This is a genomic window from Roseobacter cerffii, from assembly GCF_054226325.1.
This window is the reverse complement of sequence record NZ_CM135757.1, coordinates 3,535,335-3,551,807: the sequence shown is the minus strand read 5'-3', so window position 1 is coordinate 3,551,807 and position 16,473 is coordinate 3,535,335. Positions and strand designations below refer to the sequence as shown.

The following is a 16,473-nucleotide window of genomic DNA, read 5'->3' as shown; positions in this document are numbered from 1 at the left end:
GCGGGTCGGCTGCGGTGGGGTGACGTGGCCGGTCCGCTAAACGGTGCCGCCGAGGCTGCCTTCCAGTTGCACCATCTCCTGCCCCCCGGCCATGAGGTCCTGCAGCTCTTCCGGCGTGATCTCCCCGCGCACCGCCGTGCCCAAGGTCTGGCCGCGGTTCAGCACCGTGAACCGGTCGCCCACCGCCATGGCGTGACGCACATTGTGGGTGATGAAGACCACGGCGATGCCCTGCTTGCGCACCTTGTCGATGGTCGCCAGCACATTCGCTGTTTGTCGGACACCAAGGGCCGAGGTCGGTTCGTCCAGGATCAGGACCTTCGCGCCAAAGTGCACGGCCCGAGCAATGGCCACCGTTTGGCGTTCACCCCCCGAGAGCGTGCCCACCGCCTGATCCGGGCCGCGCAGGTTAATACCCATCTTGCGCATCTCTTCCATGGTCACGCGGTTGGCGTAGTCGTGGTCGAAGAAGCTCAGCCCGGCGATCTTCCTCACCGGCTCATTGCCCATGAAGAAGTTGCGGCTCACGCTCATCAGCGGGATCATCGCCAGATGCTGGTGGACGGTGGCGATGCCCGCGGCAATCGCATCGCGCGGGTCGGCAAAGTCCAGCGGCTTGCCTTCAAAGATGATCTCGCCGCTGGTTGGCTTGTGAACGCCCGACATGGTTTTGATGAAGGTCGATTTGCCCGCGCCATTGTCGCCCAGAAGGCAGTGACATTCGCCGGGGAAGACATCAACCGACACGCCCGCAAGCGCGATGACAGAGCCAAAGTGCTTTTGGATTTCCTTCATCTGGATAATCGGATCAGCCATTACCGTTCTCCTGTGATGATGCGGCGGATGTAGGTGTTCAGGATCACCGCAAACAGCAGGATGACCCCGAGGAACACCCGGAAGAGGCTCGACTCGACGCCCGCGAAGAACAGCCCCTGCTGCACCACGCCGAAGATGAGCGCCCCCAGCGCCGCCCCGATGACCGAGCCATAGCCGCCCGTCAGAAGCGCGCCGCCGATGACCACTGCGATGATCGCCTCGAACTCCTTCAACAGCCCCCGGTCGGCCCCAGCCGAGCCGAATTCCATCACCTGACAGACCGCAAAGACGGTCGCGCAGAAGGCGGTGAACATGAACATCAGGATTTTCACCTTGTTCACCGGCACACCCGAATTCCGCGCGGCCTCGGCGTCGCCGCCCGCCGCGAAGATCCAGTTGCCGAAGCGCGTGCGGGTCAGCAGGATGTGCCCGAAAATAATCAACGCGATCGCCCAGACGATCAGCATCGGGATGCCGTCGACCACGGGCTGCCCCGCACGGGTGCCCCGTTCGAAGACGCCGATCACACCCATGTCGCCGAGCCACTGGAAGATCGGCTGGCCGATCTTGCCTCCGAAGATGGGGGCCAGCCAGTCGCCCTCGGCTGCATCGCGAATGCCACCGATGATCGTCTTCCGCTCGACGGTCTGGGGGATGTAGATGGTGAAGCCGCGCAGGATGAAGAGAAACGCCAGCGTCACGATGAAACTCGGCAGCCCCGTGCGCACCACAATCCAGCCGTTCAACGCCCCCAGCGCACAACAAATCACGAAGGTGATGAGGATGGCGATCCACATGGGCCAGGCCAGCACCACGCCAAAGACGGCGATCATCATGCCCGCAAAGCCGATCATCGAGCCGACGGAGAGGTCAAACTCCCCCGCGATCATCAGCAGGCAGGCGCCGACCGCGATGATCATGAATTGCGCCGAGACGATCGACCAGTTCATCACGCCCTGGCTGTTGAACATGCCGGAATCGAAGGCGAAGAGCGCGAACAGCGTGAAAACCGCGACGGTCCCCACCATGCCGCCCAGCTCCGGCCGGATCAGCGCGCGGCGCAGCGGCGATATCTCTTTTATGCGCTCGTCGGTGGTGTCTGCCATGGCCTTGTCCCCCGGTGCATGCAGAAAGTGAGAAAAAGGGCGGCCTCCGTCTGTGCGAGGGCCGCCCGAAGCGTCGTCAGAGGATCAGCGGAACTCGCCCGCGAACTCTTCCACCTTGGCCAGCGCGTCCTTGGTCACGAAGCCGGGGCCGGAGTTGATGTTGTTGCCCGGCAGCACGCCATAGCGATCCCAGTTGGCCAGGATTACCACCGGCATATAGGCTTGCAGGAAAGGCTGTTGGTCGATGCCCCAGTTGATAGTGCCATCCTTGATGCCCTTCACGATCTCTTCGCCCAGATCAAAGGTGCCGAAGTGGATCGCACCTGCCATGCCGTTCTCCTGCAGCGCCGCGATGGTAGGGTCGGCCGAGACCGGGCCCAGCGTCAGGATCCCGTCCACATCCGGGTTGGCCGAGAGATAGGCGAGCACCTTGTTCTTGATCTCCGAGGGGTCGGTGCCGCTGTCCATCATGGAATCGCCCAGATCGATGCCCAGACCATCCGCATAGCCACGGCAGCGCTCGCCCACTGTAGGCTGCTGGATCGCGTGGTTCACGCAGAGGAAGTTGGTCACACCCTCATCCTTGGCGCGCTGCCCGGCGGCAAAGCCCGCGTCATATTCGGGCTGGCCCACATACATCAACGCACCGATCTCGCGTGCCTGCTCGGGCGTGCCGGTGTTCATGATGATCACGTCGATACCCTGATCGACCGCCGCCGAGATCGGCCCTTTCAGCACGTCGAAATCGGCCAGCGTGGTGATGATGCCATCGGGGCCGGAGGCCGTGGCCTGCTCGATGATGCGCGCCATATCGGCGATGTCACCCGTGGGCGGGTTGCGGTACTCGACCTCGGCGCCCACCTGCTCACCCGCCAGCGCGATGCCGTTCTTGATCGTGTTCCACCACGTATCGCTGTCCGGCGCATGGCTGACGAGGATGTATTTCTCGCCCTCAGCCGCTGCCGTCTGCGCGACCGTAAAAGATGCGGCGGCCACCGCCGTGGCTAATGCCAGTTTCTTCATCAGAGATGTCATTATGTTCCTCCCAAGGGTTCACCGTTCTCATGGCGCAAGAGTGACCTCTGCCACGTCTCCGAATCTGACTAAAGCACGGGGGGCGCTTTTTTGCAACCGGTTGCAAAAACTGACGCGCTGTTTCATGCTGCAGGGGCGTTGATCGTCAGATAAAAGAGACCGGACCCAATACCATCGGACCCAGACACATGCCCGTCACATTGAAAGAGGTTGCAGAACGCGCGGGGGTGTCCCGCTCCGCGGTGTCGCGCACTTTCACCGATGGCGCCTCGGTCTCGGAAAAGATGCGGCGAAAGGTCGAAAAGGCTGCGCGCGATCTCGGCTACAGCCCCAACGCGCTGGCCTCGTCGCTGACGACCGGGCGCACCAAGCTCATCGGGCTGATCTCCAACAACTTTCACAACCCGATCTTCTTGCAGGTCTTCGATCTTTTCACCCGAGGGCTGCAGGATCGCGGCTTGCGCCCGCTGCTGGTGAACCTCACTGACGAGACCGATCCGCAGGCCTCAGTCCGCATGCTGCGCCAATACTCCGTCGATGGCGCAGTCGTCGCCTCCTCCACCTTGCCGCCGGGCTTCTCCAAGGCCTTCCGCGACGCGGGCGTGCCGGTGGTGCACAGCTTCGGGCGTTATTCCAGCGCGCCCGAGGTCCATGTGGTCGGCATCAACAACGTGGAATGCGGGCGCATGGCCGCGCGCACGCTGGTCGCGCGGGGGTATCGCAAGATCGCCTTCCTCGGCGGCCCCGAAGCCGCCACCTCCACGCAAGACCGCTACTCCGGCTTCTTCTCAGAACTTGGCGCGCATCGGGACGTCAAGACAAGCTACAGCTTCGCCGACGCCTATTCCTTTGACGCCGGTCGCCGCGAAATGCTGCGCCTGCTGAAATCTGATCCGGCGGAGGCCTATTTCTGCGGTGACGACGTGCTCTCCATCGGCGTGTTGTCTGCGATCCGAGACAGCGGTCTGCGCGTGCCCGAGGACATCGGGATCATCGGCCTCAACGACATGGAAATGGCCCGCTGGGAGAACATCAACCTCACGACGATCCACCAACCAATCCGGCAGATTGTGACGTCGTCGATTGAACTGATGGTCGCCATGCTCGACGAACCCGACCGCTACCCCGAAGCGCGTATCTTTCCGTGTTCGATTGTTGAGCGGGGGACGCTCAGGCCGTTAGGTTAATTGTCGTCTGAATATCCACTTAGAGCCCCTAGCAACGGACGCTGCTTTGTACACCAATGTCTGCTATGAAGTATATTCCGCGTGCTAGCCGGCAAACTGATTGCGGGTATGAACGCTCAGACAACTACTGGAGCAACTTTGACGACTTGGCGTAACGCGATCCTCTCCAAACTAGACGAGTACTGTGGATTTGATCTCGACACGAGCGACCACCACATTATCGTCTCTTGCAAAAACTCGGAGAGCTTTGACGTATCATTTCATGCTTTTGGCGAAGAATTCCAGGTCGGTTTTGATGGTTGGCACGAACACTTCGAGGCGGAAGAAGGTGCTCTGAACTGTTTCGCGTTTGGCCTCTCGGAAGAGTGCCGCCTAAAGGTGATAAAACGAGGCGCAATGGATTGCAGTTGGACGGCGCAAGCTTGGCAAGACGAACAATGGATCGATGACACCACAACCGGTTTGATTTTCGTCCCGTTCTGGCGGCCAAAGCAAATCGAGTACCGACGCAATCTTCTGTTGCGAAAAGAAAGCTGAGGCCGATCAAGCAGACCTTCAGCTTGTCTTTTCCAACGTCACCTTGATCCCGCTAAAGCTGCCCAACCAGTCGAGCCCGTTAACGCAACATCGGCGGTCGCGCATCGACCCAAGCACCGTCCGCCTTGGCCGACTCCACCGCCGCATAGACCGCCGCCATTGAGCGTAAGCCATCCATCGCGGAGGGCAGGGCGTCGCGCACCTCTCCCCGGATCGCAGCAGCCAGATCGACGTAGATATTCGCTACGGCTAGCGGGAAGCCTTCCGGGTGCGCAATCGCGACACGGCTCAGCCGCGCCGCCTCGTCCGACAACCCAGCTTCACCCTTCTCCATGATCTGCGTGCGCCCGCCGACCGGAGTATAGAACACCTGATTGGGCTGTTCGGAGGCCCACCGCATGCCACCGGTCTCGCCAAAGACCTGAATGTCGAACCCGTGCTGCCGCCCGATGGCGACTGACGACGTCCAGAGCCGCCCGACCGTGCCGCCTTCCATGCGGAAGTTCACCATCGCGTCGTCTTCCAGCGTACGCGACGGTATGGTCGAGGCGAAATCGGCCGACAGGCTGCGCACCTCATCGCCCGCAATGAAGCTCGCCATATGCAGCGCGTGAATGCCGCAGTCCGCAAACTGCCCCGACACGCCCGCCATCGCCGGATCATAGCGCCAGCGCACGCGCGGATTGTCGGCATCGCCCGCATCGCCATGGTGACCGTGGCTGAAGTTGGCGATCACGAGGCGCACCTTGCCGATCTTCCCGGTCTTCACCATCTGCCGCATCTCGCGCACCATCGGATAGGCGGAATAGCAGTAGTTCACCGCGCAGATCTTGCCCGAGGCCTCGGCCATGCGCACGATCTCCTCGCCTTCCTCCACGGTCATGGTCATCGGCTTTTCGCAGAGTACGTTGAACCCGGCCTCCAGAAACGCCTTGGTGATCTCGAAATGCGTGGAGTTCGGCGTGGCAACTGTGACCAGATCGACCCGATCCTCGCGCCCGCGCTCGCCTTCCAGCATCTCCTGCCAGTTCGCATAGGCGCGATCCGCCGCAACCCCCAGCGATTGCGCATAGGCCCGGCCCTTCTCCGCATCCACGTCCAGCGCCCCCGCCGCCAGCACAAAGTTGCCATCCGCCTGCGCGCCCAGTCGGTGGGCTGGTCCGATCTGGCTGCCTTCGCCGCCGCCGATCATGCCCCAGTTGAGTTTCTTCATGTCCCGTACCCCTTACCGAAAGCCAATGGATTCAAGGTATTCGCGGTTCGCCCGCGCATCCCCCAGCGGGTCCGGATCGAGCAGCGGGTCACAATCCTGCTCGACCGTGCACCAGCCCTCGAACCCTGCGTCCAGCAGCACCTGCCGTACTGCCGGAAAGTCCACATCCCCCTGGCCCAGATTGCAGAAGATTCCCTGCCCGCAGGCGTCATAGAACCCAGTGCGTTTGGCGATCACATCGGCCTTAACCGCCGGGTCAATATCCTTGAAATGCATGTAGGAAATGCGCCCAATGTGCCGCTGCATAAAGGCCACTGGATCGAAGCCCGCATAGGAGTGGTGTCCGGTATCAAAGCAGATCTTCAGCACGCGCTCATCCACCTCGTCCAGCAGCCGCTCCAACTCCGGCTCGAAGTCCATGAACCCTGCCGCATGGGCGTGGATACCCACGGTGAGCCCATACTCCTCCGTACCCATCTTCGCGATGGTGCCGATGCGGTCGCGGTAGGCGTTCCATTCCGCGCTGTCCATCTGCTCAGCCTCAGACGCCCGCCCAGCCGTCGGCGCGCGGCGCGGCGAAATGGAATCGATCAGCACCAGATGCTTGGCCCCATGCGCCGCCAGCGCCTTGCAGGTGCGCACCGATCCGTCCATCACGTCGTCCCAGGCGTCTGGGTCGTGAAACGGGCGGAAAACCACGCCGCCGATCAATTCCAGATCATGCTGCGCCAGCGCCTCGCCCAACGCCACAGGGTCCTCCGGCATGAAGCCCACAGGCCCCAACTCGATGCCCTTATACCCCGCTGCTGCGCAGTCCTTCAGCACCGACTGCCACGTCGGGTTGCGCGCATCATCTGCGAATTCCACGCCCCAAGAGCAGGGCGCATTGCCAATCCGTATCGTCATGAGAGCCCTTTCTTGGGTCAGAAATCGGAAATCTCTTTCCAGGTTTTGTCGTTCGACGAGGCCATCGCCGCCGCGATCACGCGGTTCACCTCCATGCCGTCCTTGAACGTGGGCCAGACGGGCTCGCCCGTTTCGATGGCCTGCAGGAAGTCGCGCGCTTCGATGATGATCTGGTCCTGATACCCTGTGCCATGCCCCGGCCCCTGGCAGAAGGGCGCGTAATCAGGATGCGCCGGGCCAGTCAGGACTTTCGTGAACCCACGCGTCGCCTCCGGCCCCTCCGCGCGATAGAGCCAGAGCGCGTTCTGATCCTCCTGATCGAAGCGAATGGCGCCCTTCGTGCCGGTGATCTCATAGGCATAGCCCATCTTGCGCCCCGTCGAGATGCGCGAGAAATAGAGCTGCCCCATCGTGCCCCGTGCAAAGCGGCACATCATCTGGCCGTGATCATCATTGGTCACTGTGCCGCCGGGGCGGGTCTCATGCACCACCTCCACCTCTGCAATGAGCCGGTCAATCGGGCCGAGCAACGCAAGGGCCGCATTGACCATATGCGGCGCCAGATCGCCCATGGTCCCGTTCGCATCGCCCTCCGTCCGCCAAGAGGCGGGCGTCTCGGGATTGGCCAGAAAATCCTCCGTATGCTCGCCGCGAAACCACGTGACCTCGCCGATCACCCTATCGGCAATCAGCTGACGCGCGTACTGGCTAGCGGGTGTTCGGATATAGTTGAAGCCGGTCATATTCGCGACGCCTGCCGCCTCGGCTGCAGCCACCATAGCGCGGCTGTCCTCCAGCGAGGCGCCCAGCGGTTTCTCACAGAACACAGGCTTGCCAAGCGCAAAGGCCGCTTCCGCGATGGCGCGATGGGTTTCTTGCGGGCTGGCGATCACAATCGCCTCAACCGCCGAGTCCGCGACCAGCGCCTGCCAGTCATCGGTCGCACGGGCGAACCCATAGGCTGCCCGATACCGCTCGGCACTTTCGGGTGAGGTGGCGCAGATCATCTCCAGCCGAGGCCGCAGGCCTGTGTTGAATACGGCGCCCACAGCGGACATCGCCACCGCATGCGCCTTGCCCATATAGCCGCCGCCGACAATGCCTATCCCAATCTCAGCCATCGGCGTTCCTTTTGTGAGAATCCGTTTGCAACCGGTTGCAAAATTAGTATCGTGAGAGTCGGAGCTGTTCAAGACGCGAATTGATCTGGCAGCAACAAACGCCTGAAGGACCCCAGTTTCGATGACCTCTCACACCCTGACAACCGCGCAGGCCATCATCAAATGGCTGGACGCTCAGTTTATCGAGATCGACGGCGTGGAAATGCGCGTCTGCGGCGGGGGTTTCGGCATTTTCGGTCATGGCAATGTGCCCTGTCTGGGTGAGGCGCTTTGTGGCGTACAGGACACCCTGCCGCTCTATCGCGGCCAGAATGAGCAGAGCATGGGCTTTGCTGCGGCGGGCTATGCCAAGCAGTGGCTGCGCCAGCGCTTTATGTTCTGCACCGCCTCCGCCGGGCCGGGCACCTCGAACCTCGTGACCTCTGCAGCGCTGGCCCACGCCAACCGCCTGCCGATGCTGCTGCTCTGTGGCGACGCGTATGTCACCCGCCTGCCGGACCCGGTGCTGCAACAGATGGAGCATTTCCACGACCCGACCCTTGGCGTGAACGACGCCTTTCGCGCGGTCAGCCGCTACTGGGACCGGATCACGCACCCCGCGCAGATCATCCAGTCGCTGCCCGCCGCGCTCGCCACCATGCTTGATCCGGCGGATTGCGGCCCCGCCTTCATCGGCTTACCGCAGGATGTGCAGGGCTGGGCCTACGACTATCCGGACGAATTCTTTGAAAAACGCGTGCATCGCATCCGTCGTCAAACCCCCGACGCCGCCGAAATCGCCGACGCGGCAGCGCTGCTGAAGACCGCGCAACGCCCGATGATCATTGCGGGCGGTGGCGTGCAGTACTCCCGCGCGGTCGCTGAACTGACTGCCTTCGCCGAGGCGCATCAGATCCCCGTGGTCGAGACCATCGCGGGCCGCGCGAACCTTACCGACACCCACCCGCTCAACATCGGCCCCATCGGGGTGACGGGCTCCGACAGTGCCAATGCCATCGCCGAAGAGGCCGATGTGATCCTGGCCGTCGGCACGCGGCTGCAGGATTTTACCACCGGCTCCTGGACCGCCTTCTCCAAAGACGCGCGGTTCATCTCGCTCAACGCAGGGCGGCATGACGCGGGCAAACACCTCTCCCTGCCCATCGTCGGCGACGCGAAACTCGGGCTCACCGTCCTAGACAACGGTCTTAGCGGTTACCAAGCCCCCGCATCATGGGTCGACTCCGCCAAAGCCCATCGCGCCAAGTGGACCGCCTATGTTGCCGACAACGTCTCCTACGGCGACAACCGCCCGAACTCTTATGCGCAAGCCATCGGCGTGGTGAACGCCCTCTGCGACCCGCGCGACCGGGTCGTGGCCGCCGCCGGGGGGCTGCCTGCCGAGGTCACCGCCAATTGGCGCACGCTCGATCCCGGCACGGTGGACGTCGAATTCGGCTTCTCCTGCATGGGGTACGAGATCGCGGGCGCCTGGGGCGCGCGTATCGCCCAATCCCAGCGCGAGCCGGAGCGGGATACGATCACCTTCTGCGGCGACGGCTCCTACCTGATGCTGAACTCCGACATCTACTCCTCGGTGCTCACGGGGCAGAAGCTGATCATCCTCCTGCTCGACAACGGCGGCTTCGCGGTTATCAACAAGCTACAGAACAACACCGGCAACGAGAGCTTCAACAACCTTATCGCCGACTGCCCCACAGTCGCGGAGCCCTTCGCGGTGGATTTCGAAGCCCACGCCGCCTCCATGGGCGCCCACGCGGAAACCGTCGAAAACCCCGCCGAACTGGGTGAAGCCTTCAAACGCGCGCAAGCGGCGGACAAGACCAGCGTGATCGTCATGAAGGTCGACGCCTACGAGGGCTGGACGACGCAAGGCCACACCTGGTGGGAATGTGGCACGCCGCAAGTCTCCACCTCCGAGAAGGTGCGCACCGCCCATGCGGACTGGGAAAGCGCGCGGCCCCGCCAGAGGAAGGGCGTCTGATGCTGAAAGAGGCGCTCGGCACCGGCAACTTCCTGGTGATCGGCCGGGTGGGGATGGATTTTTACGCCGACCCGCCCGGTACGCGTACCCGCGACGCTACGACCATGCACGTCAGCATGGGCGGCTCGGCGGCCAACACGGCGGCAGGGCTGGTCAAGCTCGGCTGCAAGGCGGCGTTGGTGACGGCGGTCTCGGATGACGCGGTCGGCTGGTACTGCGAAGGGCAGCTTGATCATTACGGCATCGACCGCACCCATGTGAAACGCGTGCGTGGCGAATGCCGCACGTCGCTTGCCGTCTATGAGACCCGCATCGAAGACCATCAATCCGTCATCTACCGCAACAACGCCGCTGACTTTCAGATGGACACCGCCGACATTGAAGCCATAGATTTTACCGCCTACGGCGCGGTGCTCACGGCCGGCACGGTCTTCGCCGCCGAACCCTCCCGCGCCGCAGCCTTCCGCGCTTTCAAGAAGGCAAAAGAGGCAGGCCTGCCCATCCTTTTCGACATCGACTACCGCCCCTACAGCTGGCCCTCGGCGGACGAGGCGGCCGAGGTGCTTACACGCGCCGGCGACATGGCCGATGTGATCGTTGGCAATGACGAGGAGTTCGGCTTCATGGCCGGTCACATCGACAAAGGCCTCGCCAAGGCGCGTGCGCTGGCCGAGAGCAGCGCCGAAATCGTGATCTATAAGATGGGCCCGGAGGGCGCCATCACCCTTGCCGACGGGCAGGAGACCCGCACCGGCATTTACCCCGTCGAAGCAGTGAAGCCTACCGGCGCGGGCGATAGTTTCATGGCCGGGCTGCTCGCCAGCCTTTCGGATGGCTGCGCGCTGAAAGAGGCGGTGCTGCGCGGCTCCGCCTGCGCCTCGCACGTGGTGGCCCGCCCCGGCTGCGCGCCCGCCATGCCCGACACAGATCAACTCGCGGCATTCCTTGCCGCGCACCCCGGCCCGACCACGGCCTAGGAAGGAGACATCATGCACATCGCCCCGCACGACAATCAGAATAAACCGATCGTGGACGCGGACGACCCGACCGTCCCGCTCAACTACTTCAACATCGTTAAGCTCACCAAGGGCCAGAGCTTTGAGTATCAGGTGCCGGGCTATGAGACCTGCATCGTGCCCGCCACGGGCACCTTGGACGTGGAGGTCGAGGGCGTGAGCTTCGACAAACTCGGCAACCGGGGCGAAGACGTCTGGGACGGCGAGCCCGAAGGCGTCTATGTCCCAGTTGGAGCCAAGGTCCGTATGACCTGCACATCGGACACAACCGAGACCTTCATCGCCGGTGCCAAATATGACGAGGTTCTGGAGCCCTTCGACGTGCGCGTGCCCGAGCTCGACAAGGTGCAATATGGCTCTGACGACACCAAGACGCACCGCAAGATCAAGCACATCCTCGGTCAGAAGCAGCATGGCAAGGTGGGGCGCTTGCTGGTCTCCGAACTCTTCACCGTGGGGCAGGGCGGTTGGTCCGGGTTCCCCGCGCACAAGCACGACACCGACAACCTGCCGCATGAGACGCGGCACGACGAGACCTACAATTTCCGCTTCCGGCCCAAGCACGGCTCGGGCGTGCAGATCCTGCAACGTGAAGAGGGCAAGCCGGGAGATGCGTATCAACTCATGGACGGCTCCACCATCTGCATCGACAAGGGCTATCACCCCTGCGCGGTGATGCCGGGCTATGAGATGTATTATTTCACGATCCTAGGTGGGCTCAGCCAGCGCAGCCTGGTGCAATATTTCCAGCCCACTCATGCCTATCAGATCGAGACCATTCCGGGCATCAAGGACATGGTGGCGAAGTTCAAGTGACATCTGTGTACAGCAGTCATCGCCCGGCGCAGACGGGCGACGGCCGCACCGCCCCCCCGGGGTGGCCGTTTCGGGCCACCCCGTGGTGCGGCCGCCGCCCTGGTCCGACGGCTGGCAACAGGCACCACGGTCGACTGCCCTCTCGTGTGCATCGGGTGACCGCTGGTCCCTCAACTCCCCTACGCTGGACATAGCCCATGCCTCTCGTCACCCTCTCCCACGTTCTGCAGCCTGCCCTGAAGCAGGGCCACGCCATCGCGGGCCTTGTCACCCTCGGCTGGGAGGACATGCGCGCCTATGTGGCCGCCGCCGAAGCTGAAAACGTCCCCGTGATCCTGCAGGCCGGACCCTCCTGCCGCGAGCACACACCGCTGCCCGTGCTTGGCAAGATGTTCCGCCACCTCGCCGAAGGCGCCTCCGTGCCCGTCGTCGCGCATCTCGATCACGGCTACACCGCCGAGGAGTGCCGCGAAGCGCTCGATTCAGGCTTTACGTCGCTCATGTTCGACGGCTCCCGCCTGCCGCTGCAGCAAAACATCGACGAGACCGCTGCCATCGCCGAGATGGCCCACGGCGCGGGGATCTCCTGCGAAGGCGAGATCGGCTTTGTCGGCTATGCGCAGGGCGAAAGCTCACAGGGGACCAACCCCGACGAAGCCGCGCAATTCGCCCGCCAGACCAACATCGACGCGATGGCCATCTCCGTCGGCAACGTGCACCTGCAGAAGAACAAGGAGGGCGGCCTTGACGAGCCGCGCATCCGCGCCATCGAAGCGCTCACCGACGTGCCCTTGGTGATCCACGGCGGCTCCGGCGTGCCGCTCGCCCAACGCCAGCACCTCGCGCGCACCACCAACATCTGTAAATACAACATCGGCACCGAACTGCGCATGGCCTTCGGCACCGCCCTGCGCGCCGCTGTCAACAGCGACCCCACCCGCTTCGACCGCGTGCAGATCCTCAAGGACACGCACGACCCGCTGGTCGCCGCCACCCGCACCGTGTTGCGCGGGCTGAAAGGAGAGACGCAATGTTGAACATTGGGCTTCTGGGCTGCGGGCGCATCGGCGCGGTGCACGCCGCCTCCATCGCCCGGCTGGAGGGCGCACGTGTGTCCGCCGTCTCCGATGCCGTTCCGACCGCAGCCCAAGCGCTCGCCGCAAAGACGGGCGCCCAGGTGCTGGACAGCGCGGACTTGATCGCCAGCGCGGATGTCGACGCCGTGGTCATCGGCACGCCCACCGACACCCATTACGACCTGATCCATGCGGCGGCCAAGGCGGGCAAGGCGATCTTCTGCGAAAAGCCCATCGACATGTCCGCCGACCGCATCCGCGACTGCATTGCGGCAGTCGAGGCCGCGGGCGTGCCCTTCATGACCGCCTTCAACCGCCGCTTCGACCCGAACTTCGCGCATCTGCAAGCCCGCCTCGCCGCCGGCGACATCGGGCAGGCCGAAATCGTCACGATCCTCTCCCGCGACCCATCCCCGCCGCCGGTGAGCTATGTCAAAAGCTCCGGCGGCATCTTCCGCGACATGATGATCCACGATCTGGACATGGCGCGCTTCCTGCTGGGGGAGGAGCCCACAACCGTCTTCGCTGTCGGCAGCGCGCTGGTTGATCCAGAGATCGGTGCAGCAGGGGATGCCGATACCGCCGCCGTCACGCTCACCACCGCCAGCGGAGCGATCTGCCAGATCAGCAACTCGCGCCGCGCCGCCTACGGCTATGACCAGCGCATCGAGGTGCACGGCGCACGCGGCATGCTGCGGGCGGCCAACGTGCAGGAACACACCGTCGAGACTGCCACCGCCGAGGGCTTTGCCACCTCTCCGGCCAAGCATTTCTTCCTCGAACGTTACGAGGCTGCGTATCTCGCGGAGATGGCGCATTTCGTCACGTCCGTCCGCGACGGCACCCCGCCATCTCCCGGCATCACCGACGGGCTGCGCGCGCAGATGCTCGCCGATGCGGCCACGCGCTCATGGGAAACGGGTCAGCCGGTCACGCTGGGCTGATCCGCATCCGGTGCGCGCGGCGCCACCGCGCCAAATGCGGCGGCCAGATCATCAGGCAGCAACGCGCGCAAGCGGGCCTGCTCTGCAGGGTCCGGCGTGCGCAGAATATGCGCGGGGTGCAGCGAGATCATCACCTCGCCCCCATGCAGGCCGCGCTCTATCGTACCCCGCCGCCGCAGGATAGCGGAGCCATCGCCGGTCAGCGCCTGTGCCGCTGTCGCTCCCAGCGCCAGGACCATCTGCGGGCGCACGCGCTTAAGCTCCGCGTCCAGCCACCACCGGCACTGGTCAATCTCGCCGGTATTGGGCCGCTGATGGATGCGGCGCTTGCCGCGTGTTACGTATTTGAAGTGCTTCACCGCGTTGGTCAGATAGAGATCCTCACGCGGGACGTCCGCCTGCGCCAGTGCGGCATCGAGCACCTGACCCGCTGGCCCGACAAAAGGTCGGCCTTGCAAATCCTCCTGATCGCCCGGCTGTTCGCCCACGATCATCAGCGCCGCCGTCTCCGGCCCTGCGCCGGGCACCGCCTGGGTCGCACCGCAATGCAGCGGGCAGCGCGTGCAGGCCGCGAGCGCCGCTGCAAACCCCTCTGACGGGCCGCTCCAATGATCGGGCGCCTGCGCCCGCGCCACCTGCTGCACCCGCGCGGTGCGCACAGGCGGCAGGGTCGGGGCCGCCGCCGCCATTGCCCGGGCGCGGGCCGGGGCCTCTGCGATCAGCTCCGGGATCGCCGCCGCCTCCGGCATGTTGTGCCAGTACTTCTTCGGCATCTCCGATTGCATGGCCTGCACCTTCAAGCGCGCCGGGTTGAAGATGTTGCGGAAGTAGGTGACCCACAGTCCTTCATTCGCATCCTCCGGCAGATCAGGTCGCGGTACATCCAGCGCAAACTGCAGCGTCCCGTCCTCGAAGATCGCCGAAACGTCAGGTGTGAAAATCCGCCAGTCCATATCGGCAAAGCGCCGGGCAAAGAAGGTGGCAGTGAACTCCACCGTGTGATGCGTCGGCTCGAACCAGGCGGCAAAGCTGCGGCGCGGGGCATCAGGCGGGCCGATCTCGCGGAAGCGCACAAAGGCCTTCATCTTGTGCTTGCAGCGATGCACCGCCTTCTCCATCCGCCGCAGATGGGCGAGCGCTGGATCACCTCGATCACGCATCAGCCCGGGTTCTTTTTGCAGCCGCCACAAGAACGCATAAAGCCGGTCGAACCGATCCGCATCGCTGTGCCAGATCACAGCACTGCTCATCGCGGCAAAGGCACGCGGCACGCGGATCTCGCGGGCCACCTCGGGCACCTCCGCCTCGGTATCAAAAAGCCCCGCGGTTGCATCGCCGTCCGTCCAGCGCAGCGCGTCTGGCGGCACGCCTGCGCTCAGAAATCCGCGCGCGGCCTTGCGCCAGGCCGCTTCGGTGCCGATCCGGGGCAGGGTGACGCACCCCGTCAAAACAGGCTCAGCTGTTCCGGCGGCGGGGTGAACCGCGCGCGCAAATCGGCGCTGTCGGTCAGCGCACCGGGGCTCCAGCCACCTGCGGTCACGAAGGCCCGCGCCTTCTTCATCGACGCGCCGATGCGCAGCAGATCGTCATAACGCAGCTGCCGGTTCCGCCGCGTGCCCAGGATGCGGTTCACCGTCTTGACCCCGAACCCCGGCACCCGCAGCAGCATCTCGCGCGACGCGCGGTTCACATCCACCGGGAACTGCGCGCGGTTGGCCAGCGCCCATGCGAGCTTGGGGTCCACCTCCAGATCGAGGTTGCCCCCGGGCGCTGTCCCGGTGATCTCATCCAGCTGAAAGTCATAAAACCGCAGCAGCCAATCCGCCTGATAGAGCCGGTGCTCGCGCTGCAACGGCGGGCTCACCAGCGGCAGCCGCGAGGACGCATCGGGGATCGGCGAAAACGCTGAGTAATAAACGCGTTTCAGCCCGTAGGAGCCATAAAGCCGCGTCGACTGCCCCAGAATCGTCGCATCAGTCGCCCCATCCGCGCCCACGATCACCTGCGTCGACTGCCCTGCAGGCGCGAAACGCGGCGGGCGCTTGCCGGTGTGGCTGCGGTCCTTTGCCGCTTGCCGCCGCAGCCGCACGTCCGCCATCGCCTTGCGGATCTGGTCGGGGCTCTTCTCCGGCGCGTGCTGCTTCACCGAGGCATCCGTCGGCAGCTCCACATTGATCGAAATGCGATCCGCCAGCCGTCCCGCCTCTTCGATCAACTCGGGCGCAGCGTCCGGAATGGTCTTCAGATGAATATAGCCGCGAAAGTTCTCTTCTTCCCGCAGCTTGCGCGCAATCCGCACCATATCGGCCATCGTCGCGTCCGGAGAGCGGATGATCCCTGACGACAGAAACAGCCCCTCAATATAATTGCGCCGGTAAAACTCGATGGTAAGCGACACCACTTCCTCTACCGAGAACCGCGCGCGCTGCACGTTCGAGGACACCCGGTTGATGCAATAGGCGCAGTCGTAGATGCAGAAATTCGTCATCAGGATCTTCAGCAGGCTGATGCAGCGCCCGTCCGGCGCATAGGAATGACAAATGCCCGAGCCTTCATTCGAGCCCAGCCCCTTGCCATCCCGGCTGTCCCGCTTGGTCGAGCCGGAGGATGCGCAGGAGGCATCATACTTCGCCGCGTCGCTTAGGATCGCCAGCTTCTCTTTCATAGACAATCGCGCCATATGTTCGTGATATGTTCTCATTCGAGTCAAATCAAG

The 16,473-nt window shown here is 63.9% G+C and carries 15 protein-coding genes; 7 read left to right on the top strand and 8 right to left on the bottom strand.

Translation table 11 applies throughout. From position 1 onward, the window contains the following. Nucleotides 1–36: 36 nt before the first annotated feature. From ACVC7O_RS17205 to ACVC7O_RS17195, 3 genes are all read right to left on the bottom strand, one after another. Nucleotides 37–816 carry an ATP-binding cassette domain-containing protein gene (locus tag ACVC7O_RS17205; RefSeq protein ID WP_458323343.1) on the bottom strand — a complete coding sequence of 260 codons (780 nt, stop codon included), beginning with the start codon at nucleotides 814–816 and terminating at the stop codon, nucleotides 37–39. Then, nucleotides 816–1,922: an ABC transporter permease gene (locus tag ACVC7O_RS17200; protein WP_159974738.1), complete on the bottom strand. Its 1,107-nt coding sequence runs from the start codon at nucleotides 1,920–1,922 to the stop codon at nucleotides 816–818. The genes ACVC7O_RS17205 and ACVC7O_RS17200 overlap by 1 nt, the downstream gene beginning before the upstream one ends. Before the next feature lie 84 nt (nucleotides 1,923–2,006). Continuing rightward, the gene (locus tag ACVC7O_RS17195) at nucleotides 2,007–2,957 is read right to left on the bottom strand and encodes a sugar ABC transporter substrate-binding protein (protein ID WP_458323342.1); all 951 of its coding nucleotides are present in this window, start codon (nucleotides 2,955–2,957) and stop codon (nucleotides 2,007–2,009) included. Between the two features lie 188 nt (nucleotides 2,958–3,145). On the opposite strand from ACVC7O_RS17195, the gene ACVC7O_RS17190 reads away from it, so the two are divergent. Then, nucleotides 3,146–4,144 carry a LacI family DNA-binding transcriptional regulator gene (locus tag ACVC7O_RS17190; RefSeq protein WP_458323341.1) on the top strand — a complete coding sequence of 333 codons (999 nt, stop codon included), beginning with the start codon at nucleotides 3,146–3,148 and terminating at the stop codon, nucleotides 4,142–4,144. 108 nt (nucleotides 4,145–4,252) lie between these two features. Then, complete coding sequence (locus ACVC7O_RS17185) at nucleotides 4,253–4,681, top strand: hypothetical protein (protein ID WP_458323340.1); 429 nt, start codon at nucleotides 4,253–4,255, stop codon at nucleotides 4,679–4,681. A 79-nt stretch (nucleotides 4,682–4,760) separates the two neighbouring features. On the opposite strand, the gene ACVC7O_RS17180 is transcribed toward ACVC7O_RS17185, so the two are convergent. From ACVC7O_RS17180 to ACVC7O_RS17170, 3 genes are read right to left on the bottom strand one after another with little or no spacing between them, the layout of a single operon-like run. Then, complete coding sequence (locus tag ACVC7O_RS17180; RefSeq protein ID WP_458323339.1) at nucleotides 4,761–5,894, bottom strand: Gfo/Idh/MocA family protein; 1,134 nt, start codon at nucleotides 5,892–5,894, stop codon at nucleotides 4,761–4,763. A gap of 12 nt (nucleotides 5,895–5,906) precedes the next feature. Then, nucleotides 5,907–6,800: a TIM barrel protein gene (locus tag ACVC7O_RS17175; RefSeq protein WP_458323338.1), complete on the bottom strand. Its 894-nt coding sequence runs from the start codon at nucleotides 6,798–6,800 to the stop codon at nucleotides 5,907–5,909. Nucleotides 6,801–6,817: 17 nt separating this feature from the next. Further along, entirely contained in the window at nucleotides 6,818–7,921 is a 1,104-nt protein-coding gene (locus ACVC7O_RS17170) for a Gfo/Idh/MocA family protein (RefSeq protein WP_458323337.1), read from the bottom strand. A 121-nt stretch (nucleotides 7,922–8,042) separates the two neighbouring features. Between ACVC7O_RS17170 and iolD the strand changes: the two genes are divergently transcribed. From iolD to iolG, 5 genes are all read left to right on the top strand, one after another. Next, entirely contained in the window at nucleotides 8,043–9,905 is a 1,863-nt protein-coding gene (gene iolD / locus ACVC7O_RS17165) for a 3D-(3,5/4)-trihydroxycyclohexane-1,2-dione acylhydrolase (decyclizing) (protein ID WP_458323336.1), read from the top strand. Next, nucleotides 9,905–10,882 carry a 5-dehydro-2-deoxygluconokinase gene (iolC, locus tag ACVC7O_RS17160; protein ID WP_458323335.1) on the top strand — a complete coding sequence of 326 codons (978 nt, stop codon included), beginning with the start codon at nucleotides 9,905–9,907 and terminating at the stop codon, nucleotides 10,880–10,882. Before iolD ends, iolC begins: the two co-directional genes overlap by 1 nt. A 12-nt stretch (nucleotides 10,883–10,894) precedes the next feature. Next, a complete protein-coding gene (locus ACVC7O_RS17155) occupies nucleotides 10,895–11,737 on the top strand; it encodes a 5-deoxy-glucuronate isomerase (protein WP_458323334.1) in 843 nt (280 codons plus the stop codon). Between the two features lie 197 nt (nucleotides 11,738–11,934). Continuing rightward, nucleotides 11,935–12,774 carry a class II fructose-bisphosphate aldolase gene (locus ACVC7O_RS17150; protein WP_458323333.1) on the top strand — a complete coding sequence of 280 codons (840 nt, stop codon included), beginning with the start codon at nucleotides 11,935–11,937 and terminating at the stop codon, nucleotides 12,772–12,774. Then, entirely contained in the window at nucleotides 12,768–13,757 is a 990-nt protein-coding gene (gene iolG, locus ACVC7O_RS17145; RefSeq protein WP_458323332.1) for an inositol 2-dehydrogenase, read from the top strand. Before ACVC7O_RS17150 ends, iolG begins: the two co-directional genes overlap by 7 nt. Here iolG and ACVC7O_RS17140 read toward each other — a convergent pair. Both ACVC7O_RS17140 and ACVC7O_RS17135 read right to left on the bottom strand, forming a co-directional pair. Next, the gene (locus ACVC7O_RS17140) at nucleotides 13,736–15,205 is read right to left on the bottom strand and encodes a UdgX family uracil-DNA binding protein (protein ID WP_458323331.1); all 1,470 of its coding nucleotides are present in this window, start codon (nucleotides 15,203–15,205) and stop codon (nucleotides 13,736–13,738) included. The two genes, iolG and ACVC7O_RS17140, sit on opposite strands and share 22 nt — an antisense overlap. Beyond that, nucleotides 15,202–16,437, bottom strand: a complete 1,236-nt coding sequence (locus ACVC7O_RS17135; RefSeq protein WP_458323330.1) for a putative DNA modification/repair radical SAM protein — start codon at nucleotides 16,435–16,437, stop codon at nucleotides 15,202–15,204. The genes ACVC7O_RS17140 and ACVC7O_RS17135 overlap by 4 nt, the downstream gene beginning before the upstream one ends. Between the last annotated feature and the right edge of the window lie 36 nt (nucleotides 16,438–16,473).